Genomic DNA, 24391 nt, shown 5'->3' on the forward strand with positions numbered 1-24391 from the left:
AGATGCTTCGCTTGGTAAACCGATTGTCGGGACGGAGGCGCGCCGGCGGGCTGCGCTACGGCGCGAACCTGCTCGGTCAGGCGGCGGGGCGCGGCGTCTACCTCGCGGCCGGCTTCGCGGCCTTCGTGATGGTCGGCCATTTCGCCGGCCCGGCGGCTCTGGGCCGCTACGGCCTCGCCCTGGCGATCCTCGCGGTCGCGCTGATCGCGGCGGATTTCGGCACCACCCTGACCTTCGGGGCGCGGCTCGGCGCGATCGGGCCGGAGATGCGGGCGGCCGAATTCGGCCGGATGCTGTCGGCGCGCCTCGTCCTCGGTCTCGGGACCGGCGCCGCACTCCTCGGTGTCCTGCCGATGCTGCCGGACGCGATCCGGCCCGCCCTGGCGCTGGCCGCTCTCCTCATGCCGCTCGCGGCCGCCCGCTTCCTCGACGCCCTGTTTCAGGTCTGCGGGCGGCCGGGCTGGTCCGTCTGGCCGTCGCTCGCCAACGCCGCCCTGCTGATCGGCGGGACGGCACTCGCGCTCTGGCTGCAGCTTTCGGAGGCGGCGCTCAGCCTCGTGGCGGTGGCCGCCGGCATCGCGTACGGCGCGGTCGGGCTGGCGCTGGCGCTGCGCCTCGTGCCCGCCCGCCCCGCCTCGCTGCCGCACGCGCTCGCGACGATCCGGGCCGCGGCGGGGGTGGGCGTCTCGAACGCCCTCGGCTCGCTCAACGGCCGGATCAGCCTGATGATGCTGGCCGCCTTCGCGGGCGCGGCCGAGCTCGGCCAGTTCACGGCCGGCTTCCGGTTCTTCGAGCTCGGCGCCGCGGTGGCGATCACCCTGTGCGCCCCGCTGGTGCCGGTCTTCGGGCGCGCCGTCGGGCCCCTGGTCGACGGACGGTCGCGCGCCGGCACGACCGCCCTGCGCGCGCGGGTCCGCGGCGCGCTGGTCCCGATCCTCGCCGCGTCCTGCGCCGGAGCGGTGGCGGCCTGCGCCCTCGCGGAGCCGCTGGTGCGCCTCGCCTTCGGCCCGGATTTCGGCCGCGCCGTCCCGGTGCTGCGCATCGCCACCGGGATGAGCGTCCTGCTGATCGCCGCCACGATCCTGTTCGCGGGCCTCGTCCCGCTGGGCCGGACCGGTTTCGCGGTGCGCGGGAGCGCGGCGGCCTGCGCCACGAACCTCTTCGCCTGCACGCTGCTGATCCCCTGGGATCCGCTCCTCGGCGCGGGCATCGCCGCGCTGCTCGCCGAGGCCGCGATGCTCGGCGTCCTGGCCCAGGCCTTCTGGCGGGAGGCCGGACCGCCCCTCGCCCTGGCCGACGTGCCGATCCTCGCCGCGCCGGCCCTCCTCACCGCCCTCGCCTGGGCCGCCGGTCCCGCCGCCCTGGCGCCCGCGGCGGTGCCCGCCGCCGCGGCCCTCTCGGCCGCCCTCGCGGGGTGGCTGTGCCTGCGCCGCGCCCCGACCGATCCCCTCGACCTCCCGCTCCCGGAAGCCTCCTCATGAGCGATCAACCCGTGCTCTCGGTCATCATCCCGACCTACAACCGCGCCGACACGCTGCGCCTGTGCCTGAGGGCCTTCGACCGGCAGGAGACGGACGCGCCCTTCGAGATCGTCGTCTGCGACGACGGCTCGACCGACCACACCGGGACGGTCGTCAGCCGCGCCGTCGCCACGGCCCGGATCCCCGTGGTGCACCTGCGCCAGGAGAATGCCGGGGCGAACGCCGCCCGCAACCGCGCCATCGCGGCGGCGCGGGGCGAGCGCCTCCTGATCGTCAACGACGACACGATCCCGGTCCCGAGCCTCGTCGAGGCGCACCGCCTCGCCCACGCCCGGCGGGGCGGTCGTGAGACCGCGATCCTCGGACGGATGACGATCGACCCCGCCCTGCCCTTCTCGCCCTTCTCGGCGCTCCACCACGACGCCTCCTACGACGCGCTGGCGGGCCGCGACGCGGTCGGCTGGGACGCGTTCCTGACCTGCAACGTCAGCGTCGACCGGCGCTTCCTGGAGGAGGCGGGCGGCTTCGACCCGAAGCTGTTCTGGCACGAGGACATCGAGCTCGGCGAGCGGCTGGCCCGGCGCGGCATGCGCCTGTTCTACGCGCCCGAGGCGCTGGGCTACCACCACCACCTCCTGGACGAGGCGGCCTACCTGCGGATCGCCGAGCGCGAGGGCGCGGCGCTGGTGCTGTGGTACCGCAAGCGCCCGGACCTCGTGGCGGATCTCGGCCGGCTCGGCCTCGTCGGGCCGCCGCCGCTGGGCGCGGCGGCGCGCCACCGGGTCGCCGACCTCGCCATGCCGCAGGCGCTCCTGCCCGGCTGGCAGATGGCGGCGCGCGCGCTGACGCGGATCAGCCCCGAGGCCGGCCGCAGCGTGTGGCGGCGGCTGTTCCAGCGGCGCAAGCGCCTCGCCATCGCCCGGGCGCTCGCGGCATGAGGTGGCCCCGCACGGTCCTCGGCGGCGCCCTGTCGGCCCTGCTCCTGCCGGTCCTGTCCGCCTGCGGGCCGGCCGACGCGCAGGTGCAGCAGAATATCCTGGTCGATCCCGCCGGCGGCGCGAAGCCCGGCTACACCACGGTGGCGCGGCTCGCCGACGTGCCCTTCGCCAGTCTCGGTCCCGGATCGAGCGTGCTGGTCCGGGGCGGCAGCTACGGCGACGTCGTGTTCGTCGGGTCCCGCGGGACCGCGGCGGCGCCCGTGACGGTGGCGGCAGAACCCGGCACGCAGCCGCGCCTGTCCAACTCCGTGGTGTTCGAGAACGCCGCCTACGTCACGGTCACGGGCCTGAGCGTCCAGGGCGCGGTCAATTCCGGCTTCATCATCCGCCGGGGATCGAGCCACGTCACGGTCGCGGGCTCGACCGTGTCCCGCTCCGGCCTGGGGATCTGGATCGGCGACGGTGCCGGGGCGGGTCACCGCATCACCGGCAACACCCTCGCCGACAACCAGACCCACGGCGTGGCCGTCGACGTGATCAACGCGCCCGCGGAGGATCCGAGCTACATCCTCGACAACACCGTGACCGGCAACGGCATCCACGGGATGGAGATCAACGGCTCCGGCTACGTCGTGGAGGGCAACCGCGTCTCGGGCAACGGCGTGGGGATGTCGGGCACCTCGGGCATCCACGTCTACGCCAAGGACGCCGCCCAGGACGCCGGCGACCGCAACATCATCCGGTACAACATCGTCACCGGCCAGAAGGAGACCACCGGCCAGGACGGCAACGGCATCCAGATCGACCAGTGGTGCGACGGCAACATCGTCGCGTTCAACGTCGCGGCCGACAACGACGGCGCCGGGATCAACCTGTTCGACGCCGGCTCCAACACGGTGGTCAACAACACGACCACCGGCAACATGCGCGATTCCGGCGGCAAGCACGTCTATCGCGGCGAGATCGTGCTGGCCTCCGACTACACCAAGCGGGTCGACCGCACGTCGAACAACCGGGTGCTCAACAACATCGCCTACGCGACCCGGCCGAACGTGGCCGCGATCGTGGTCGAGGCGACCACCACCGACAACAACAACGCGATCGGGCCGAACTTCCTCGGCAGCGCCGTCGGCGCCCCGCTCTACCGCTGGGGCACGCAGGCCACCGGCGACGGGGCGAGCCTGCCGCTCGACGGTCAGGGTCCCGACCTCACCGGCACGCCCGCCTTCCGCGATCCCGCGAACCCCATGGCCGGCGGGCTCGCCCTGACGGCGCCCCCGGCCCGCGCCGGCATCCCGCTCGGCGCCACCCGCGACATCGCCGGCCAGGCCTACGCCCCCGGCGAGGCCCCGACCTTCGGCGCCTACAGGAGCCCGTAACATGCTTCGCATCGGCATCGACGCGCACGTGCTCACCGGCAAGCCGCAGGGCAGCCGGACCTGGCTCGTGAACATCATCGGGCGCGCCGCCGCGCGCCACCCGGACGCCACCTACGTGGTGTATTCCGGCGACCCGGAGGCCTGCGCCCGCATCGTCTCGGGCGACAACATCGAGCACCAACGGCTGCCGCGCGTGCCCGCGACCGTGCGGCTGACCCTGGTCTGGCCGTGGCTGTTCCTGCGCGACCGTCTGGACACGCTGCTGACCACCTACATCGCCCCGCCGCTGGTGCCGGGCGACCGGCAGGTGGTGGTGGTCCACGACATCCTGTTCGAGACGCATCCCGAGTTCTTCCCCTGGTCGATGCGCTGGCGGAACAAGATCCTGACCCGGCTCTCGGCGCGGCGCGCCAAGCTGGTCCTGACCATCTCCGACTACAGCCGCGACTCCATCGCCAACGTCTACGGCATCGCGCGGGAGCGCATCGCCGAGGTGCGCTGCGGCTCCACGCCGCCGCAGGCGGTCACGGAGCGGACGCCGCTCGCCGACGGGCGCCCCTACCTGCTGATGGTCGGCCGGCTGGAGCCGCGGAAGAATCTCGGCCTCGTCCTCGACGCCTTCGCGCGGCTGCCGCAGGGCGCGGCCCGGCTGATCGTGGTCGGCAAGGGCGACGGCGAGCGGCCCGAGACCCTCGACCGCCTCGCCCGGACGCCGGACGCGGTGCACATCGCCGGCATCGACGACCGGGGCCTGTCGGACCTCTACGCCCGGGCCGCCGCCCTGGTCTTCCCGAGCCGCGGCGAGGGCTGGGGCATCCCGGTGCTCGACAGCCTCGCCCGGGGAACCCCCGTCATCGCCTCGAGCCTGACGGCCATCCCGGAAGCCGGCGGCAGCGCGGCGAGCTACTTCGACCCGGACGCGCCCGACCGGGTCGACCGTCTCACGGAGCTGATGGGCGCGGCGGTCGAGGGGCGGCTGCCCTTCGACGCCTGCGCGGCGCGGGCCCACGCGGCGCGCCACGACTGGGACGGGCCGGCCGCCACCTTCGTCGACCTGATGCGCCGGAGCTTCACGGCCCGCACGCATCTGCGCGACCTGATCGTGGCCGCGCCGAACCTGCGGGGGTGAAGCGTGGGGGTGACGCGCGGGGGTGGCGCGAGAGGGCGCCGTCGGCTCGCCTAGCGCGCGGCCCCGAGCGCGCCGACGGCGGGGCTCTCCGGACCCTCGTCGGCGATGGGATCCTGGATCAGCGTCCAGTAGCCCAGGGCCGCCACCAGGGCGATCACGGCGCCGGTGATGAAGGCCATGGAGAAATGGCCCGTGCCGCCGACGATGAAGCCCGTCACGGTCGGCGCCAGGGCGCCGCCGATGTAGCCGCCAAAATTCTGCATGGCGCCGAGCGACGCCGTGCAGCTGGCCGGCGCCGCCACGGAGGCCATCGCCCAGGCCGACGACGAGCTCATGTAGACCAGGAACAGCGAGGCCGAGATGCAGGCGATCGCGAGGGTGTCGCTCGGCGTCAGCGCCGCCACCACCGTGAACGCGGCGGTCGCCACCAGGGAGCCGACCATCGGGATCTTGCGGCTGCGGATCGGGTCGACGCCGCGGCGGACGAGGACATCGACGACGCGACCGCCCAGGATCCCGCCCAGCACGCCGAAGGCGAAGGGGATCGAGCCGACGAGGCCGGTCTTCTGCAGGGTGAAGTGCCGCTCGATCTCGAGGTAGCTCGGCAGCCACGCGGTGTAGAGCCACGTCATGTAGATGCAGCCGAAATAGCCGACGATCATCCCCCAGCTGGTTCGGAACCCGAAGAGCCGCCGCCACGCGCTCCAGGTGACCGCGCGGCCGGCGTTCGGGGCATCGCCCTCCTCCAGGAAGGCCCGCTCCCCCGGCGTCAGGTCGGTCTCGCGCGGGTTGCGGAACACGAGGTAGACGATCGCGGCGAGGACGAGGCCGGCCGCGCCCATGATGACGAACATCGCCCGCCAGCCGAAGCTCACCATCAAGAAGGTCAGCAGCGGCAGGGCCAGGAAGGTCCCGAGCGAGGAGGCGCAGTTCCAGATCCCCGTGGCGGTGCCGCGCTGGCGGATGTTGAACCAGTCGCGGGAGACGCGGGCGCAGGTCGGGAAATGCGGCGCCTCGCCGATTCCGAGCACGATCCGCGCGCTCACGAACTGCCAGAACGACGTCACCGCGCCGCCGAGCATCTGCCCGAACGACCAGCAGGTCAGGCCGAGCGTCAGCGTCAGGCGCGGGCCGAGCCGGTCGGCGAGCGCCCCGGCCGGCAGCTGCGCGAAGGCGTAGGCCCAGAGGAAGGCCGAGAGCAGCAATCCCATGTCGGGGATCGAGAGGCCGAGATCCTCGCGGATCAGCGGGTTGGCCACCGCCAGGGTGGCCCGGTCGACGTAGTTGACGACGCCCGCCGTCACCAGCAGGGCGAGCGAGATCGTCTGGATGCGGCGCACGCGCGGCGTTGCGGCCAGGGCCATCGTGTCCTCCCCGAATGACGGGCCCCTTGGGGGTCTCCGCGGCCGGCCGGTCCTTCGCGACTCGTGGCGGCCTCGCAGCATTCTGCACCGAACGCCGCCGGACGGAAGGGCCGCCGCCCCTCGCCTCGCGGCGCCGGGCGTCGTAGACGGGCCGCTCCGTCACCCTCCGAGTCCGCCCGTTGCGCCTGATCCAGATCACCCACCACGACCTCGACGGCTACGGCGCCTCGACGGTCGCCGCCGCCTGCGCCCCGGTCGAGCGCGTCGTCCACGTGCCCCGCTACAGCGATGTCGGCCCGGTCTTCGAGGACGAGATCCGGCGCCTCGGCCGCGCGGCGGAGCGCGAGATCCTGCTGATGACCGACCTCGGCCTGGAGGAGCAGACCATCGCGGGCCTGAAGAAGTTCGCCGCGATGAACCGGCGCCGCGAGGACGGGCAGAAGCACCGCCTCGTGGTCCTCGACCACCACGCCTCCTCCCTCGACCAGATGCGGCGCCTGGGCCTGGACGCGGCGCCCGACGCCGAGCGGCCGGCGCTCCACCGGATCGACCTGGGCGACCCCGAGATCGCCGTGCTGATCGAGGACGACATCTGCGCCACGCGGATGGCCTTCGAGCACCGGGCCCTGTTCGCCGCGCACGAGCCCGCGACCGACCTGTCGAGCCTGCTCACCGCGGTCGATGCCCTCGACCTCTGGCGCAAGGAGAGCCCCGCCTTCCGGGGCGGCCTCGCCCTGGACGAGCTGTTCTGGGAGGTCGTGTCGAGCTACGTGCCGGTCGGGCATCCCTGGCACGACCGGTTCGTGTCCGAGATCCTGCTCGCGGCCGCCGCCGCCCTGCGGGACGGGGCGAGCCCGGCCGAGCTGGAGCGCCGCGCCTCGGCGCTGCGCGCCGGCGTGGTCGACACCCTGCTGCGCGACGCGCCGGACGACGACCCGGCGCTGACGACGCGCATGCGGCTCGCCCGGGCGCTCGCCCGCTCGGATTCCCTGTTCCGCCCGCTGAAGGACGGCACGCTCCTGTCCTTCGCGCTCGATTCGGGTACCTTCCAGCGGGTCTCCGACCTGATCATGGACGCGGGCCGGGCCAAGCGCGTGGTCAACGTCCAGCGGATGGGCACGCTGTCGTTCCGGTCCAACGACGGCACGGCGCTCGACGGCGCCCGCCTGTTCCGCGGCGGCGGCCACCGCGACGCGGCGGGCGGCCGGCTCCAGAGCGGCTCGGCCTTCTCGATGGCGGACGCGATCGCCCAGGTGGAGCCGGTGCTGAACCCGGAGAAGCCCGCGGGTTCGGACAGCCCCTTCGCGGCGCTGAAGAACTGGAAGGGCTGAGCGACCGGCCTAGAGCCGGAAATCCTCGCCGAGATAGAGCCGGCGCGCGTCCGGGTTCGCGACGATCTCCTCGGGCGTGCCCTCGGTGAGAATGCGGCCGGAATGGGCGATGTAGGCGCGGTCGATCAGGCCCAGCGTCTCGCGGACGTTGTGGTCGGTGATCAGCACGCCGATGCCGCGCTGCTTCAGGTGCTTCACGAGGTCCTGGATGTCGCCGACCGCGATCGGGTCGATGCCCGCGAAGGGCTCGTCCAGCAGCATGAAGGTCGGCGACGAGGCGAGCGCCCGGGCGATCTCGCAGCGCCGCCGCTCGCCGCCCGAGAGCGCGATCGAGGGCGACTTGCGCAGGCGCGCGATGTCGAACTCCTCCAGCAGCGAGTCGAGCTTGCGCGCGCGCGCCTTGCGGTCCGGCTCGACCACTTCCAGCACCGCCCGGATGTTGTCCTCCACGGTGAGCCCGCGGAAGATCGAGGCCTCCTGCGGCAGGTAGCCGATCCCGAGCCGCGCCCGCTGGTACATGGGCAGGTGCGTGATCGGCAGGCCGTCCAGGGTGATGTGGCCGCGATCGGCCGCCACCAGCCCGGTGATCATGTAGAAGATCGTGGTCTTGCCGGCGCCGTTCGGCCCGAGCAGCCCGACGGCCTCGCCGGTGCGCACGGTGAGGCCGGCCTCGTGGACGACCGTGCGGGCGCCGTAGCTCTTGCGCAGGCCGCGCACGCTGAGGATGCCGAGACCGCCCTCCTCGGCCGCGGACCAGCCGTCGGCCTCGGCCGGCTGTTCGGCCTGCCGCGCGCGCCGGCCGAACAGCCGGCCGAGCCAGCCCGTCCGGGCCGGCTCCTGCGGGCCCGCCTGGAACGCCACGGCGCCGCTCAATCGACCTGCGCCTTCGGCCTGGGCGGCGGCTGGCCGCAGCCCTTCGCCTTGCCGTCCTTGGCGTCGGACTTCTCGCCGGGCACGAACAGGGCCGAGACGCGGCCGCCCGCCACCGGGTCCATGTTCGCGCGTCCGGTGTTCATGTCGTAGACCAGCCGCTGCCCGCGGGTGACGTTCTGGCACTGGCTCAGGACGACGTTGCCGGTCAGCACGATCCGCTTGGCGTCCTGGTCGAACACCGCGTGATCGCCCGTGGCGACCTGGTCCTTCTGCACCACCGTCACCGGCCCGGCGCAGTCGACCTTCTGGATCCCGTTCTCGGCGGGGTTCCGCGGCGCCGCGTCGGCGCCCTCGTCCCGCGCCTCAGGCTTGGCGTCGCCCTTGGCGCCCTTGCCGGGCGCGTCCTTGCCGCGCTTGTAGGTCACCGTCATGGTCGAGCAGCGGATGGTGCTGTCGCCCTGCACGGCCACGACGTTGCCGGCGAAGACCGCCTTGTTCTCCCGGTCGAACACGTCGAGCCGGTCGGCGTCGATCTTGATCGGATCCTTGCCGCCGCCGCCGATATTGCCGAAGGGCGAGTCCTTGCGCGCCGGCTTCTCGGCCAGCGCCGGGCCGGCGAGGACCAGCCCGGCCGCCAGGGCGGCGCAGAGGAGGCGGGCGGCGCTCATCGGGCACCGTCCGCGGCTTCGGCGTCCGAGGTCAGGATGCGGGCCTGGGGCTTCTCCCCCGGCGCGTCGCTGACGATGACCACGTGGACGTTGCCCACGAAGGAGATCCGCTTGCCGTTCTCGACGACGTCGAGGGTGTCGGCCTTCACGTTGGCCCGCGCGCTCGAGACGGTGACGGGCTCCTGCGAGCTGATGGAGCCGGTCTTGAACGCGACGGCGGCGGAGCGCAGGCGCGCCTCCTCGCCCTTGTCGGTCCAGATGCGGATGTCGTCCTTCAGGTCGAGCGCCTCGCGGGCGGTGTCGAACAGGCCCGACGTCGCCGAGAGGCGGGCGATGCCGCCCTGGTCGTCGGTGGCGATGTGGCCGCGCATCTGCTGCAGCTCGATCTGGCTCGGCTTGCGGACATCCTGGAGGGCGGCGTCGGCCGTCACCTCGTAGCCGCGCGTGCCCTGGCGGAAGCCCGAGAGCCGCGGGTTCTCCATGCGGACCTTGGAGCCGGCCAGCGTCACCGGGCCGACCGAGACGCCCGGCAGCTGCGCCGCGAAGGGATTGAATAGGTAGCCCAGCAGCAGCGCCACCGCGCCGCCGGCGACCACCGGAATCAGCCGGCGCATGGTGCGCACGCGTCCGCTGTGGCGGTACGCCCGGGCGTGGGCCCGGGTCCGCGCCGCCGCGACCGCCTGTCCGTTGCCGGCTTCAGCCTCGACCGGGTTCATGCAGCGTCCGTGAGGCGCGCCCGAGGCGCGCGAGAGGGTTCGGCTCAGACGCCTGCGGCCCCCACCGCGCCCGCGCCTTCGGCCGGGCAATGATCCCGACCGGTGGCGAAGTTATGGCTCGACCATTTCCGAATGATCAACCGAACCCACAATCATCCCGAACGGATGTGTGTGGAGACACACGCCGCGCGCGGCGTCCCGGCAGCGCGCGGCGCGGGTCTCCGTAGTCCTACGCGCCCCGCGCGGCCGCGAGCGCCGCCGCCACCGTGCGGGCGAAGGCCGCCGGGTCGCGGGGGCTGTCGCCGTCCTGGATGCGGGCGAGGTCGAGGAGCGTGCCGGCGGCCTGCGGCACCTCCGATTCGGGTGCCGCGGCCAGCGCCCGAATCAGCGGGTGGCGCGGGTTGATCTCCAGGACCGGCTGCCCGGCACCGGCCCGCCCGGCCCGGCGCATGAGCCGCTGCATCTGCAGGTCGGGTCCGCCGGTGCCGGCCGAGAGGACCACGGCCGAATCGACGAGCCGGTCGGTGGTGCGCACGTCCGAGACCTCGGCGCCGAGCGCCGTCTTCACGGCGGCGACGAAGGCGTCGATGCCCTCCGGCGCCTCCGGCTGCTCGCCCTCCGGCGCGAACTTCGACAGGTCGAGGCCGCCCTTGGTGATCGAGCGGAGCGGCTTCTCGTCGAAGGTGCCGAGCTGATCGGGCCAGAAGGCGTCGACGTGGTCGGAGAGGAGCAGCACCTCGAGGCCGCGGGCCCGGAAGCCCTCCAGCTGCGGCGACGACTTGAGCGCCTCGGCGTCGTCGGCGACGAGGTAGTAGATCGCCTCCTGGCCGTCCTTCATGCGGGACACGTAGTCGGGCAGCGAGGTCCAGCCCTCGACCGCCGAGGAGCGGAAGCGCAGGAGCGGCGCGATCTCGCCCCGGCGCTCGAAATCCTCGTAGATGCCCTCCTTGAGGACGGGGCCGAAATTCTCCCAGAAGGACTGGTAGCCCTCCGCGTCCTTGGCGCGGGTGGTGAGTTCGGAGACGACGCGCCCGGTGACCGCGCGGCGGATCCGGGCGAGCGCCGGGGTCGATTGCAGCATCTCGCGGGAGACGTTCAGCGGCAGGTCCTCGGTGTCGACGACGCCCTGGACGAAGCGCAGCCACGGCGGCAGCAGCTCGGCCTCGTCGGTGATGAACATCCGCCGGACATGCAGCCGGACCTTGCTCTGGCGCTCGTTCTCGAGGGCCTGGAACGGCTTCGAGCCGGGGATGAACAGAAGCGCGGAGAACTCGAGCTGCCCCTCGGCGCGCCAGTGGAGCGTCGCCCACGGCTTGTCGAAGTTCATGCCGATGGAGTGGTAGAATTCCTCGTACTGCTCCTCGGTGACCTCGGACTTCGCCTTGCGCCAGAGCGCGGTGCCCTGGTTGGCCGACTCGTCCTTGCCGTCGCGCACGACGGCGATCGGCACCGTGATGAAGTCGGCCCATTTCCGCACGAGATGGTCGAGGCGGTAGGGCTCGAGGTACTCGTCGGCATCCGCCTTGAGGTGCAGCACGATGTCGGTGCCGGGCTCGGCCCGCGTCGCCGGCTCCAGCGTGTAGCTGCCCTGCCCCTCCGAGGCCCAGGTCCAGGCCTCGTCGCTGCCGGCGCGGCGCGACGTGACGGTGACGCGGTCGGCGACCATGAAGGCCGAGTAGAAGCCGACGCCGAACTGGCCGATCAGGCTCGGCCGGTCCTCGGCCTTGGCGGATTCGAGCGTCTGCGAGAAGGCCCGCGTGCCGGAGCGCGCGATGGTGCCGAGGTTGGTGGCGAGATCCTCCTTGGTCATGCCGATGCCGGCGTCCGACACGGTCAGGGTCCGCGGCTCCTTGTCGGGCGCGATGCGGACCTTGGCGTCCGGCGGCAGCGCGCTCGCCGCCGAGGTCAGGGCCTCGAACCGCCGCCGGTCCATGGCGTCGGCCGCGTTGGCGACGAGTTCGCGCAGGAAGATCTCGCGGTCGGAGTAGAGCGCGTGCACGACGAGGTCGAGGAGGCGTCCCACCTCCGCCCCGAATTCGTGCCGCTCGATCGTCTCGCTCACGGGTGATGCCTCCGCTGTGGGGAAATTGCGGTGGCGATATGCTGGCGAACGGGGCCGTTTTCAATGCGAAAGACGGCCGGCCCCGGCCTCCGACGCGCGCCTCGGGCAGCGCCCCCGCGCGCCGCGGCCGGTCAGATCTCGATCTCGGTGCCCACCTCGACGATCTGCCGGGTCGGCAGGCCGAAATGGGCGCCGGTGCGCTCGGCGTTCCGCTTCATGAAGGCGAACAGGCCCTCCCGCCACGGCGCCATGCCGGGATGGGTCGGCGACGGGATCACCACCTCGTGGCCCACGAAATACGTCATGTCCTCCAGATATTCCGGCGGCAGCAGCCCGCTCGCCACCGCGCATTGCAGCCCCTCGGGGATCGAGGCGGTCTGCATGAAGCCGTAGCGCAGCACGACGCGCTCCATGCCGGGCGTGTACTTCGAGATCGCCTTGCGGATCCCCTGCGCCACCAGCGTGACCTGCGCCCGCTCGCTCGCCGGGATCACCGGCTCCTCCTCGTAGACGACGGTGATCAGCAGGATCCGCTCGTGCAGGCAGCGGCTGCGCTCCAGCAGGCGGCCGAGCGCCATCGGGATGCCCTCGGTGGCGGCGGTCAGGAAGGCCGCGGTGCCGGGCAGCGTCACCGGCGGGTGCGAGCCGAGGCTGGAGAGGAAGGAGGCCTCGGACATGCGCATGGTCTGGCGGACGGATTCGAGGACGTGGTTGCCCTTCATCCAGGTCAGCATCAGGAAGGCCACCACGCCGGCGAGCAGCAGCGGAAACCAGCCGCCCTCGAACAGCTTCACGCTGTTGGCGGAGAAGAACACGAGGTCGATGCCGAGGAAGAAGCCGTTGACCGCGAGGACCAGGATCGGGTTGTAGCCCCAGCGGAGCGCGATCAGCGCGGCGAGGAGCGTGGTGATGCCCATGAGCGCCGAGACCGCGATGCCGTAGGCGCCGGCCAGGGCGTCGGAGGAGCCGAACACCACCACGGCCGTCAGGGTCGCCACGGCGAGCAGCCAGTTCACCGCCGGCACGTAGATCTGGCCGCGCTCGTCCTCATCGGTGTGCACCACCCGCATCATCGGCATGAAGCCGAGCTGGATCGACTGCTGGGTGAGCGAGTAGACCCCCGAGATCACCGCCTGCGAGGCGATGACGGTCGCCATCGTGGCGAGCGCCACCAGCGGGTAATGCGCCCAGTCCGGCGCGAGCCGGTAGAACGGGTTCTCGATCGCGCTCGGGTCGGCGATGATCAGCGCGCCCTGGCCGCAATAGTGGATCAGCAGCGCCGGCAGCACGAGGCCGAACCACGCGATCCGGATCGCCGGGGCGCCGAAATGGCCGAGATCGGCGTACATCGCCTCGCCGCCGGTCACCGCCAGGAAGGCCGCGCCGAGCATCAGGAAGCTGACATGCCAGCCGGCATGGATCAGGAAGTCCACCGCCCGGAACGGGTTGGCCGCCGCCAGGATCTCCGGCGCGTGCAGGATGCTCGGGACCGCGAGCAGGACCAGGACGACGAACCAGACGAGCATGACCGGTCCGAACACCCGCCCGATGGCGGCGACGCCCTTGTGCTGGACCAGGAACAGCCCGACCAGGATGGCGAGGGTGATCGGCACGACGTACGGCCCGAGCGCCGGCGCGTCGACCTTCAGGCCCTCGATCGCCGACAGCACCGAGATCGCCGGCGTGATCGCGCCGTCGCCGTAGAGCAGGGCCGCGCCGACCAGCCCGACCACCAGCAGCAGCGCCTTCCACGTCCCCGGCCTGGCATGCCGCGCGCCGAGCAGCGCCAGCATGGCGACGATGCCGCCCTCGCCGCGGTTGTCGGCGCGCAGGATCAGCACCGCGTATTTCAGCGACACGATCAGGATCAGCGACCACAGGATCAGCGACACCGCGCCGGTGGCCGCCACCGGCACCGAGGCGCCGCCGCTGGTCGCGGCCTTCACCGCCTCCTTGAACGCGTAGAGCGGGCTCGTGCCGATATCGCCGTACACGACGCCCAGCGCGCCCAGCATCAGCGCGCCGCCGGGCCCGTGCCGGACCGCGCCGGGCTTGCGCGCCACCGGCGCCGCCGGACGATCGACCGCCGGGGCAGCCGCGGAAGGCAGGGCTTGGCTCACGGTCGGGTCCGGTCGATGGCGTCGCGGTTGGCCGAAATCTTAGCGAGTCGGTCGCGCGGTGATAGACTCGGCAGATCTCCCGAGCGACCGCGGCGAAGACTTGTCACCCGAACGTGATGACAGTCGAGCGACCGCTTCGGCCCCGCCGCGCCGGCGGCGCGCGGGGCCCGCCGGTCAGGCGGCGTCGAGCCCCAGGTCGATGATCGCCGCCGAATGGGTGATCCAGCCGCAGGAGATCAGGTCGACCCCCGAGGCCGCGACGGCCCCGACCGTCTCGCGGGTGATCCGGCCCGACGCCTCGGACAGGGCGCGCCCGTCGATCATCGCCACGGCGCGGCGGAGCAGGTCGGGCCCCATATTGTCGAGGAGCACCGCGTCGATCCCGACCGACAGGGCCTCCTCCAGCTGCTCCAGGCTGTCGACCTCGCACTCGATCTTCACCAAGTGGCCGGCCCGGGACCGGGCGCGCTCGATCGCCGGGACGATGCCGCCGGCCACCGCCACGTGGTTGTCCTTGATCAGCACCGCGTCGTCGAGGCCGAAGCGGTGGTTCGAGCCGCCGCCGGCCCGGACCGCGTGCTTCTCCAGGGCGCGCAGGCCCGGCGTCGTCTTGCGGGTGCAGACGATCGAGGCCTTGCCGTGCGGGCGCGCGGCCTCGACGAGGCCGTGGGTGGCGGTGGCCACGCCCGACATCCGGCAGAGCAGGTTCAGCGCCACGCGCTCGGCCGTCAGGATCGCCCGCGCCGGCCCCTCGAGGCGCAGCACCACGTCGCCCGGCGCCACGCGGGCGCCGTCGCCGCGCTCGACCGTCACGGTGACGGCCGGGTCCACCAGCGCGAAGGCGATGGCGGCGGCGTCGGTGCCCGAGATGACGCCGTCCTGCCGGGAGGCGATCACGCCGCGCATCCGCTCGCCCGGGGGCACGATGGCGTCGGTGGTGATGTCGCCGGCCCGGCCGAGATCCTCCAGCAGGGCGGCGCGCACCACGGGCTCCACGAGGAGCCGCGGCAGGGGGAGGATCTCATCGGAGAGAACCGACTGGGTCATGGCGTCAGCGCCTCCTCGGCGGACGGGGTCGCGGCGATCGGGTCGGCCAGCGCGGCCTCGGTGTGCGCGGCCGCGGCGAGATGGGGGAAGTCGCTGCGCCAGTGGGCGCCGCGGCTCTCCCGGCGGGCGAGCGCGCCGCGGGCGATGAGCAGCGCCACGAGGGCGGCGTCGCAGGTCTCAGCCCCCGCCTCGAGGACAGCGACGGCTTCCTCGAGGCCGGCGGCGTCGCGCACGACGCCGACCCTGCGCTCCATCAGCGCGCGGATCGCCGGCAGGTCGCCGGCGGCGCGGACAGACACGGCCTCGGGCACGATCGCGGCGGGCGGCGGCGCGTCGAGCCCGTCGGCGATGAAGCGCGCGTAGGCGAGCCCCTCCAGCAGGGAGTTGCTGGCAAGGCGGTTGGCGCCGTGGAGGCCCGTCGAGGAGACCTCGCCGCAGGCGTAGAGGCCCGGCACCGAGGTGGCGCCGTACCCGTCCACCTTCACGCCGCCCATGTGGTAGTGCGCCGCCGGGCGGACCGGGATCGCCTGCACGGCGGGGTCGATGCCGGCGGCGGCGCAGAGCCCCGCCACGGTCGGGAAGCGCGTCGGCATCGCGGCGCCGAGCGCGCCGCGGGCGTCGAGATAGACCGTGCGGCCCCGCTGCAGCGCCTGGAAGATGCCGCGGGCGACCACGTCGCGCGGCGCGAGGTCGCCGCCCGCGATGCCGGCCATCACGGCGGCGCCGGTCTCGTCGCTGAGGCGGGCGCCCTCGCCGCGCAGAGCTTCGGTCGCGAGCGGCATCGGGTCGGCGCCGGCCGCGATGGCGGTCGGGTGGAACTGCACGAACTCCATGTCGCGCATCACTGCGCCGGCCCGGGCGGCGAGCGCCAGCCCGCGGCCGACGGCGCCCGGCGGGTTGGTGGTCGCCGCGTAGAGGGCGCCGACGCCGCCGGTGGCGAGCACCACCGCGCGGGCCGGGATGCGGAACAGCGCGCCGTCGCGCTCGGCGACGATGCCGGCCACCGCCCCGCGCGTGTCCCGGAGCAGGTCGCAGGCCCGCGCCATGACGACCTCCACGGACGGCGCCGACAGCACGGCCCGCACGAGCCCTTCGAGGACGCGGGCGCCGGTGGCGTCGCCGCCGGAGCGGACGATGCGGCGGCGGCCGTGGGCCGCCTCGAGCCCGAGGGCCAGCGCGCCGTCGTCGGTGCGGTCGAACGGGACGCCGATCCGCACGAGCCAGTCGATCAGCGCGGGGCCCTCCGCGGCGACCCGGAGCGCCACGTCGGGCTCGGTTAGCCCGGCGCCGGCGGCCTCCGTGTCGGCGGCGTGGAGCGCCGCCGCGTCGTCGGCGCCGACCGCGGCCGCGATGCCGCCCTGGGCCCAGCCGGTGGCGGTGCCGAGGCCGAGGGCCGAGGCCGTGACCAGCGTCACCGGGCGGGGCGCGAGGCGCAGCGCGACGCTGAGGCCCGCGACGCCGCCGCCGACCACGACGACGCGGTCGGCGCTGTTGGGGGAGATCGCGTTCATCGTGTGCGCACCTCGAGCATGCGCTCGACCGCGGCCCGGGCGCGGTCGGCGAGCGCCGGGTCGACCGTAACCTCGTGGGTCATCGTCTCGAGCGACCGCCGGATGTTGCGCAGGCTCATCCGCTTCATGTGCGGGCACATGTTGCAGGGCTTGATGAACTCGATGTCCGGGTTCTGCGCCGCGATGTTGTCCGCCATGGAGCACTCGGTGACGAGCACCACTTGCTTCGGCCGCTTCTCGACGACGAAGTCCATCATCATCGCGGTGGAGCCCGAGAAGTCCGATTCGGCCACCACGTCCGGCGGGCATTCCGGGTGCGCGATCACGGTCACCCCGGGATAGCTGTCGCGGACGTCGCGGATGTCGGCCGGGGTGAAGCGCTCGTGCACCTCGCAGTGGCCGGCCCAGGTCAGGATCTCGACCTCCGGGATCTCGGCCTGGACGTTCTGCGCGAGGAACTCGTCGGGGATCATGAGGACGCGGGGGGCGTTCAGCGACCTGACCACCGCGACGGCGTTGCCGGAGGTGCAGCACAGGTCGGACTCGGCTTTCACGGCCGCCGAGGTGTTCACGTAGGTCACGATCGGCACGCCCGGGTATTTGGCGCGCAGGCCGCGCACGTCTGCGGCGGTGATCGAATCGGCCAGCGAGCAGCCGGCGCCCATGTCGGGGATGAGCACGGTCTTGCTCGGGTTCAGGAGCTTGGCCGTCTCGGCCATGAAGTGGACGCCCGCCAGCACGATCACGTCGGCGTTCACGTTCACCGCCTCGCGGGCCAGCGCGAGGCTGTCGCCCACGATGTCGGCCACCGTGTGGAAGATCTCGGGCGCCTGGTAGTTGTGCGCCAGGATCACGGCGTTGCGCTCCCGCTTCAGGCGCAGGATCGCCTCGATGTCGGGGGCGAGCGCCGGCCACTCGATCGCGGGGACGTGCCGGCTGACGCGTGCGTACAGATCCGGAAGGGGCAGGCCCGGGATCGTCGTGCGGGAGACGGGTGCAACGGTCGCCGTCATGGCGTCCTCCATTATGCTCAGTTTGAGCATTGTGCCGTCTAACTTATGGGGGCCGGACGCGCCTGTCCAGATATGCTAGCTGTGAGCATAAATCTTTTGCGGTGCGATGTTACGCTGCGCCGCCGAAGGCTCGAGCGCTCAGCAGAAGGTCGCCGGGTCAGGTCCGATCCGGCCGTCGGCCCGGTCGAGGCCGGCGATCCGCGCCATCTCGTCCGCGCCGAGCTCAAAATCGAACAGCGCGATATTTTCGGCGATGCGCCGCGGGGTGGCGGTCTTGGGGATCGCCACGCATCCGATCTGGATCTGCCAGCGGAGCACCACCTGGGCGGGCGTCTTCCCGTGCGCTTCCGCGATTGCGAGGATGACCGGGTCGTTCAGCTCCTTGCCCCGGCCGAGCGGGCTCCACGACTCGGTCACGATCCCGTGACGGGCGTCCTCCGCGCGCGGTTCTTTGCGCTGGAAATAGGGGTGCAGCTCGATCTGGTTGACGGCCGGGGCCACGTCGGTCTCGCCGATCAGCGTGGCGAGGTGCTCGGGCGAGAAGTTCGACACGCCGATGGACTTCGCGCGGCCCTCCTTCCGGAGCTCGATCAGCGTCTTCCAGGTCTCGACGAACAGGCGACGCTGCGGGCACGGCCAGTGGATCAGGTACAGGTCGACATAGGGGAGACCGAGTTGCCGCAGGCTCTCGTCGAAGGCGCGCCTCGCCTCGTCGCGGCCCTGGCGATCGTTCCAGAGCTTCGTGGTGAGGAAGATCTCCTCGCGGGGGATCCCCGCGTCCCGGATGCCGCGCCCGACGCCCGCCTCGTTGCCGTACGCCGCGGCCGTGTCGATAAGCCGATAGCCGGCGCGGAGGGCCTGTCCGACGAGATCCGGAGCCTGGGCGTCCGAGAGCTGCCAGCAGCCGTAGCCGATCTGCGGGATGTGTCGGCCGTCGTTGAGCGGCAGGGTCGGGATAGCCATGAGGCGAGGCTCCGGTGTCGTGGTCCGATCAACCCAAACGCTCGCAGCGGGACGCGTTCCAAGGCGTCCCCGTTCTCGCGAGCGCAGCGAAGCAAGGACGGAGCGATCGGGTCACGACATGGGTCCAGCGCCCGAAGCGGCGGAGCCGCGCTGAACGGGCGCAGTCTGGACAGGATCTAATCCATCCGGCCGGACGTTGGCGCACCAGATTCCAAGCTGCGCGCGGCGTCCCACGCGCGGTGCACGGGCTGGATGGCAGCATGACAGACGCGACTCCGACGAAGCCGCTCGCGCTGACGCGGCGGGCCGTGGTGGAGGGCTGTGCGGTGGCCGGCGCACTCGGCGCCCTCGGGTTCCGGCCCAGTCCCGCGATGTCCGCGGCGGCGCCGGGCGATCCGGCTCCGCAGACCGTGCCGGTGCGGCTCAGCATCAATGGCCAACCGCACGATCTCGTCCTCGACACCCGCACGACGCTCCTCGACGCTCTGCGCGAGCACCTCGCGCTCACCGGCACCAAGAAGGGCTGCGATCACGGCCAGTGCGGGGCCTGCACGGTCCTGGTCGACGGCCGGCGGATCAATTCCTGCCTGACGCTCGCGGCGATGCACGAGGGCGACCCGATCACCACGATCGAGGGCTTGGCGGACGGGGACAAGCTCCACCCGATGCAGGCGGCGTTCCTGGAGCATGACGGCTTCCAGTGCGGCTACTGTACGCCGGGCCAGATCTGCTCGTCGGTCGGCATGCTGAGCGAGGCCAAGGCCGGCTGGCCGAGCCACGTGACCGAGGACGTCGCGGCGACTCCGACACTCAGCGACGCCGAGATCCGCGAGCGGATGAGCGGCAACATCTGCCGCTGCAGCGCCTACCCGAACATCGTCGCGGCGATTCGCGACGCCGCTGCCACCAAACTCTGAGGAGGCGCAGATGAAGGCCTTTGCCTACGAGCGCCCCGCCACCGTGCAGGACGCCGCGAAGCTCGCGGCCGAGCGGCCGAACGCCAAGTTCATCGCTGGCGGCACCAACCTTCTCGACCTTATGAAGCTCCAGATCGAGACTCCGGCCACGTTGATCGACGTCAACCGGCTGCCGCTCGACACGGTCGAGGCCACGCAGGATGGCGGCCTGCGCATCGGCGCGCTCGTCCGCAACGCCGACCTCGCCGCCGACCCACGGGTCCGGAAGGACTACGCCGTGCTGGCGAAGGCGCTGCTCGCCGGCGCCTCGGGCCAGTTGCGCAACAAGGCGACGACGGCCGGCAACCTGCTCCAGCGGACGCGGTGCTACTATTTCTACGACACCGCTATGCCCTGCAATAAGCGTGAGCCCGGCTCGGGCTGCTCGGCGATCGGCGGGTTCAACCGCATCATGGCGGTGGTCGGCGCGAGCGAGGCCTGCATCGCCACCAACCCGTCCGACATGAACGTCGCCATGCGGGCCCTCGACGCGACCGTGGAGACCGTCAACCCGGACGGGCAGGCGCGCAGCATCCCGATCGCCGACTTCCACCGGCTGCCCGGCGACACGCCGCAGATCGAGACCGAGCTGCGCAAGGGCGAGATCATCACGGCCGTGACGCTGCCGAGGCCGGTGGCCGGTACCCACATCTACCGGAAGGTCCGCGACCGGGCGTCCTACGCCTTCGCGACCGTGTCGGTGGCCGCCGTGATCGCGGGCGCCGAAGGCGGCAAGCCTCAGGCCGCGCGGCTGGCCTTCGGCGGCCTGGCGCACAAGCCCTGGCGGGTGGCCGAGGCCGAGACGGCGCTGGTGCAGACCGGCTCGGCCGACGCCGCCGCCGACGCGGTGCTCAACGGCGCCCGCGGCTACGGCAGCAACGACTTCAAGATCCCGCTGACGCGCCGGACCCTTCGGGCCGTCGTGGCGCAGGCGACCCGCGCGTAGATCCCGGCAAGGACCGTTCCCATGGAGATGAACCAGCCGATCGGCCGGACGCCCCTCGACGACCGGCCCGACGGGCTCGTCGGCAAGCCGCTGAGCCGGGTCGAAGGCAAGCTCAAGGTCACGGGTCACGCGCCCTACGCGTACGAGACCCGGGCCCTCGAGAACCCCGCCTACGGCTTCATCGTGCCGGCGGCGATCGCTTCCGGCACGATCCGGTCGATCGACGCGGAGGCCGCCCGCAAGGCGCCCGGCGCGATCCTGGTGATGACCCACGAGAACGTGCCCGAGCAGGGCGAGAAGAAGGAGCAGGTCTGGCCGCAGCTCCAGGGGACGGAGATCCGGTTCTACGGGCAGCCGGTCGCCTTCGTGGTCGCCGAGACCTTCGAGCAGGCGCGCGCCGCCGCGATGCTGGTCAAGGTCCGGTACGACGCGGCCAAGCCCAAGGGGCTGCTCAAGGACAGCTTGGCGGCGGCCTACGAGCCGAAGCCGGTCAACTCGCCGCCGGATTCCAAGCTCGGCGACTTCGACGCCGCCTTCGCGGCCGCACCGGTCAAGCTCGACGTGGAGTATGTCACGCCGAACCAGATCCACGCGCAGATGGAGCCGCACGCCACCATCGCGTCCTGGGAGGGCGACGGGGTCGTGCTCTACACGGCCAACCAGATGCCGAACCGGGGCCAGAAATCCCTCGGCTCGGTGCTCAAGCTCCACCCCGAGAAGGTGCGCATCGTCAGCCCCTATATCGGCGGCGGATTCGGCGCGAAACTGCAGGTCCAGCCGGAGGCGACGCTCGCGATCCTGGCCTCGAAGGTGATCCAGCGTCCCGTGAAGGTCGCGCTCACCCGGCAGCAGGAGTTCCACGTCGCGACCCACCGGACTGACACGATCCAGCGGATCCGCCTCGGCGCCGACCGCGACGGCCGTCTCTCCGCGATCAGCCACGAATCCTGGTCCGACACCGCCGAGGGCGACGGGTTCTTCGAGACCTCGGCCAACGTCACCCGCTCCCTGTACGCCGCGCAGAACCGCGTGACGCGCCATCGGCTGGTCAACCTCAACATGCCGATCGCCTCGGCGATGCGCGCTCCCGGGGAGGCCGTAGGCCAGCTCGCCTTCGAGTGCGCCATGGACGAGCTCGCCGAGCAGCTGAAGATCGACCCGATCGAACTCCGGGTGCGCAACGAGCCGGCCGAGGATCCCGAGAAGAAGGTCCCGTTCTCGACCCGCAAGCTGGTGCCCTGCATGCGCGAGGGCGCGCGCCTGTTCGGCTGGGACAAGCGGCAGGCCGCGGGCTCCCGGCGCGAGGGCAACTGGCTCGTCGGCATGGGCATGTCGGCGGCCGCGCGCCTCAACCCGCTGATGCCGTCCGCCGCGAAGGTCCGCCTCGGGCCGGACGGCGTGCTGGTGGTGCGGATGGCGATGACCGATCCCGGCACCGGCACCTACACGATCCTGACCCAGATCGCCGGCGAGATGCTGGGGCTGCCGCCCGAGCGCGTGCGGGTCGAGATGGGCGACACCGACTTCCCGTTCGCGTCCGGCTCCGGGGGATCCTTCGGCGCCGGCTCGGCGGGCTCGGCGCTCTACGTCGCCTGCGACAACCTCCGGCAGGCCCTGCTCAAGGCCGGCGACCTCAACCCGGACGGCGCCACCTTCCGCGACGGCGCGGTCACATCCGGCAACCGCACCGAGTCGCTCACCGATCTCGCCAAGTCCGGGCTGGAGGCCTCCGGCGAGATCAAGCCCGGCGAGATGAAGCAGAAGTTCTCGCAGTACTCGTACGGAGCGCACTTCGCCGAGGTCGGGGTCGACGTCGATACCGGCGAGATCCGGCTCCGGCGGATGCTCGGCGTGTTCACCGGCGGGCGCATCCTCAACGCCAAGACCGCGCGCAGCCAGGCGATCGGCGGCATGACCTTCGGCGTCGGCGCGGCGCTGATGGAGGATGCGGTGGTCGATCCGCGCTACAGCTACTTCGTCAACCACGACATGGCCGAGTACCACGTGCCGGTCCACGCCGACCTTCCGGAGATCGACGCGGTGTTCCTGCCGGAGCTCGACGACAAGGCGAACCCGCTGAAGAGCAAGGGGCTCGGTGAGCTCGGCATCTGCGGCGCCGGCGCCTCGCTCGCCAACGCGATCTACAACGCCACCGGGATCCGGGTCCGCGACTACCCGATGACCCTCGACAAGATGCTCAAGGGCTTCGAGGAGCAGGAGGGCCAGGCGCAGCGGCGGACCTGAGGGCCAGACTGCCCGGGGGCCGCGCTCGCCGGCGGAGCGACGGCCCCAGTTGACGCAAGCGCGCCCAGGCGGGACACCCGGCGAAAAGCCGCCCGCGGGGAGCGCCCGGTGTCCGACAGCCAGCACGATGACCGCCGTCCGCCGGCCCGCTTCAACGCGGCGCGGTACTGCCTCGCCGAGAACGCGCGCCTTCGTCCCGACAAGACCGCCCTGGTGATGGTCGGCGACGGCACCGCGGACCGCCTCAGCTTCGGCGAAGTCGAGCGGGCGGTGCGCGGCATCGCGGCGGGTCTCCTCGGCCTCGGCCTGAGGCCCGGCGACCGGGTGATGATCCGGATGGGCAACGAGGCCGACTACGTCCTCGTCTACTTCGGCGCCCTGGCGGCCGGCCTCGTGGCGCTGCCGTCCTCGCCACAGCTCACCGAGAGCGAGGCGGCGTTCCTCATGGACAATTCCGGGGCCGCCGCCGTGGTGATCGGAAGCGGCTGCACGGTCGCGCCCGAGGCCCTGGGCGGGCGCCTCCTGCTCGACGCCGCCGCGGTCTCTGCCCTGAAGGCTGGCCCGCCCCTGCCCGACTACGCCGACACCGCCGCCGACGACCCGGCGATGCTGATCTACACCTCTGGCACGACGAGCCGGCCGAAGGGCGTGCTGCACGCCCACCGCGCCGCCTACGGCCGCCGCCCCATGCTGGACCACTGGCTCGGGCTCACCGAATCCGACGTGATGCTCCACGCCGGCACCATGAACTGGACCTACACGCTGGGCGTCGGCCTGAGCGATCCCTGGTCGGTGGGCGCGACCGCGGTGCTCTACAATGGCCCGCGCGATCCCGGGGTCTGGCCGCGCCTGATCGCGGCGTACGGCGCGACCCTGTTCGCCGCCGTCCCGACGCTCTACCGCCAGATCCTCAAGTACGGCGACCTCGGCGCCCACGACCTGTCGAGCCTCCGCCACGGCTGCACGGCCGGCGAGCCCCTCGCGGTGGAGCTGCTGGAGGCCTGGGGTCAGGCCACCGGCAAGCCCCTCTACGAGGCGCTGGGGATGAGCGAGGTCTCGACCTACATCTCCAGCGGCCCGACCATCCCGGTGCGCCCCGGCTCGCCCGGCAAGCCGCAGCCGGGCCGGCGGGTGGCGATCCTGCCCGTGGCGGGCGAGCCCGTGCCGCTCCCGGCCGGAGAGAGCGGGCTCCTCGCCGTCCACCGGACCGAGCCAGCGCTGATGCTCGGCTACTGGAACCGGCCGGAGGAAGAGGCGGAGGTCATGCGCGGCGACTGGTTCGTCGGCGGCGATCTCGCCCGCCTCGACGCCGACGGCTACCTCTGGTTCGAGGGCCGCAACAACGACCTGATGAAGGCGATGGGCTACCGGGTCTCGCCGAACGAGGTGGAGACGGTGCTGTCGACCCACCCGTCCGTGGCGGAAGTGGGCGTCGCCGAGCTGCCGGTGCGGGCGGACGTCTCGGTCATCTGCGGCTTCGTGGTGCTGCAGGCGGGCGCCGAGCCCGACGCGGAGGCCCTGCTCGCGTGGTGCGCCGAGCGGCTCGCCGCCTACAAGCGCCCGCGCGAGATCCGCTTCCTCGACTCCCTGCCGCGGACGGCCAACGGCAAGGTGCAGCGGAAGCGGCTCGCCGAGGCGGTGGCGACCTGA

19 protein-coding genes are annotated in these 24391 nt (G+C 72.5%); 9 read left to right on the forward strand and 10 right to left on the reverse strand.

What is annotated here, in order from left to right:
• Positions 1-2 precede the first annotated feature (2 nt).
• Genes ACX9MN_RS20665 through ACX9MN_RS20680 form a run of 4 tightly spaced genes read left to right on the forward strand, consistent with a single transcriptional unit; the run spans position 3 to position 4927 of the window.
• A complete protein-coding gene (locus ACX9MN_RS20665; RefSeq protein WP_489725296.1) occupies positions 3-1481 on the forward strand; it encodes a lipopolysaccharide biosynthesis protein in 1479 nt (492 codons plus the stop codon).
• Positions 1478-2419 carry a glycosyltransferase family 2 protein gene (locus ACX9MN_RS20670; protein ID WP_489725297.1) on the forward strand — a complete coding sequence of 314 codons (942 nt, stop codon included), beginning with the start codon at positions 1478-1480 and terminating at the stop codon, positions 2417-2419. The genes ACX9MN_RS20665 and ACX9MN_RS20670 overlap by 4 nt, the downstream gene beginning before the upstream one ends.
• Positions 2416-3798, forward strand: a complete 1383-nt coding sequence (locus tag ACX9MN_RS20675) for a right-handed parallel beta-helix repeat-containing protein (protein WP_489725298.1) — start codon at positions 2416-2418, stop codon at positions 3796-3798. Before ACX9MN_RS20670 ends, ACX9MN_RS20675 begins: the two co-directional genes overlap by 4 nt.
• Before the next feature lies 1 nt (position 3799).
• Positions 3800-4927, forward strand: a complete 1128-nt coding sequence (locus ACX9MN_RS20680) for a glycosyltransferase family 4 protein (protein ID WP_489725299.1) — start codon at positions 3800-3802, stop codon at positions 4925-4927.
• Positions 4928-4977: 50 nt separating this feature from the next.
• Here ACX9MN_RS20680 and ACX9MN_RS20685 read toward each other — a convergent pair whose 3' ends face one another.
• The gene (locus tag ACX9MN_RS20685) at positions 4978-6291 is read right to left on the reverse strand and encodes an MFS transporter (protein WP_020090582.1); all 1314 of its coding nucleotides are present in this window, start codon (positions 6289-6291) and stop codon (positions 4978-4980) included.
• 179 nt (positions 6292-6470) lie between these two features.
• Here ACX9MN_RS20685 and ACX9MN_RS20690 point away from each other — a divergent pair, with 179 nt between their 5' ends.
• Entirely contained in the window at positions 6471-7622 is a 1152-nt protein-coding gene (locus ACX9MN_RS20690; RefSeq protein ID WP_091977711.1) for a dimethylmenaquinone methyltransferase, read from the forward strand.
• Between the two features lie 9 nt (positions 7623-7631).
• On the opposite strand, the gene lptB is transcribed toward ACX9MN_RS20690, so the two are convergent.
• The 9 genes from lptB to ACX9MN_RS20735 all read right to left on the reverse strand — a co-directional run bounded on the left by lptB (position 7632) and on the right by ACX9MN_RS20735 (position 18595).
• The gene (gene lptB, locus ACX9MN_RS20695) at positions 7632-8483 is read right to left on the reverse strand and encodes an LPS export ABC transporter ATP-binding protein (RefSeq protein ID WP_419149853.1); all 852 of its coding nucleotides are present in this window, start codon (positions 8481-8483) and stop codon (positions 7632-7634) included.
• 8 nt (positions 8484-8491) lie between these two features.
• Positions 8492-9163 carry an LptA/OstA family protein gene (locus tag ACX9MN_RS20700; protein WP_489725300.1) on the reverse strand — a complete coding sequence of 224 codons (672 nt, stop codon included), beginning with the start codon at positions 9161-9163 and terminating at the stop codon, positions 8492-8494.
• Entirely contained in the window at positions 9160-9879 is a 720-nt protein-coding gene (gene lptC / locus ACX9MN_RS20705; RefSeq protein ID WP_042671243.1) for an LPS export ABC transporter periplasmic protein LptC, read from the reverse strand. The genes ACX9MN_RS20700 and lptC overlap by 4 nt, the downstream gene beginning before the upstream one ends.
• A gap of 229 nt (positions 9880-10108) precedes the next feature.
• Positions 10109-11941 carry a molecular chaperone HtpG gene (gene htpG / locus ACX9MN_RS20710; protein WP_489725301.1) on the reverse strand — a complete coding sequence of 611 codons (1833 nt, stop codon included), beginning with the start codon at positions 11939-11941 and terminating at the stop codon, positions 10109-10111.
• Between the two features lie 131 nt (positions 11942-12072).
• Positions 12073-14061, reverse strand: a complete 1989-nt coding sequence (locus ACX9MN_RS20715) for a potassium transporter Kup (RefSeq protein ID WP_489725302.1) — start codon at positions 14059-14061, stop codon at positions 12073-12075.
• Positions 14062-14235: 174 nt separating this feature from the next.
• On the reverse strand, positions 14236-15108 hold the full coding sequence (nadC, locus tag ACX9MN_RS20720; RefSeq protein ID WP_091679065.1) for a carboxylating nicotinate-nucleotide diphosphorylase: 873 nt from the start codon (positions 15106-15108) through the stop codon (positions 14236-14238).
• Positions 15105-16619 carry an L-aspartate oxidase gene (locus tag ACX9MN_RS20725; RefSeq protein WP_489725303.1) on the reverse strand — a complete coding sequence of 505 codons (1515 nt, stop codon included), beginning with the start codon at positions 16617-16619 and terminating at the stop codon, positions 15105-15107. The genes nadC and ACX9MN_RS20725 overlap by 4 nt, the downstream gene beginning before the upstream one ends.
• Positions 16616-17632 carry a quinolinate synthase NadA gene (gene nadA / locus ACX9MN_RS20730; protein WP_026604534.1) on the reverse strand — a complete coding sequence of 339 codons (1017 nt, stop codon included), beginning with the start codon at positions 17630-17632 and terminating at the stop codon, positions 16616-16618. The genes ACX9MN_RS20725 and nadA overlap by 4 nt, the downstream gene beginning before the upstream one ends.
• Positions 17633-17770: 138 nt before the next feature.
• On the reverse strand, positions 17771-18595 hold the full coding sequence (locus ACX9MN_RS20735; RefSeq protein ID WP_020090591.1) for an aldo/keto reductase: 825 nt from the start codon (positions 18593-18595) through the stop codon (positions 17771-17773).
• Between the two features lie 260 nt (positions 18596-18855).
• Here ACX9MN_RS20735 and paoA point away from each other — a divergent pair, with 260 nt between their 5' ends.
• The 4 genes from paoA (at position 18856) to ACX9MN_RS20755 (ending at position 24391) form a co-directional block, all read left to right on the forward strand.
• Positions 18856-19512: an aldehyde dehydrogenase iron-sulfur subunit PaoA gene (paoA, locus tag ACX9MN_RS20740; protein WP_489725304.1), complete on the forward strand. Its 657-nt coding sequence runs from the start codon at positions 18856-18858 to the stop codon at positions 19510-19512.
• Positions 19513-19522: 10 nt separating this feature from the next.
• The gene (locus ACX9MN_RS20745) at positions 19523-20497 is read left to right on the forward strand and encodes an FAD binding domain-containing protein (RefSeq protein ID WP_489725305.1); all 975 of its coding nucleotides are present in this window, start codon (positions 19523-19525) and stop codon (positions 20495-20497) included.
• A 21-nt stretch (positions 20498-20518) separates the two neighbouring features.
• A complete protein-coding gene (locus ACX9MN_RS20750; protein WP_489725306.1) occupies positions 20519-22741 on the forward strand; it encodes a molybdopterin cofactor-binding domain-containing protein in 2223 nt (740 codons plus the stop codon).
• A gap of 108 nt (positions 22742-22849) precedes the next feature.
• Positions 22850-24391, forward strand: coding sequence for an acetate--CoA ligase (locus tag ACX9MN_RS20755; RefSeq protein WP_489725307.1), 1542 nt, complete (start codon positions 22850-22852; stop codon positions 24389-24391).

It is taken from the genome of Methylobacterium sp. 1A (assembly GCF_058072805.1).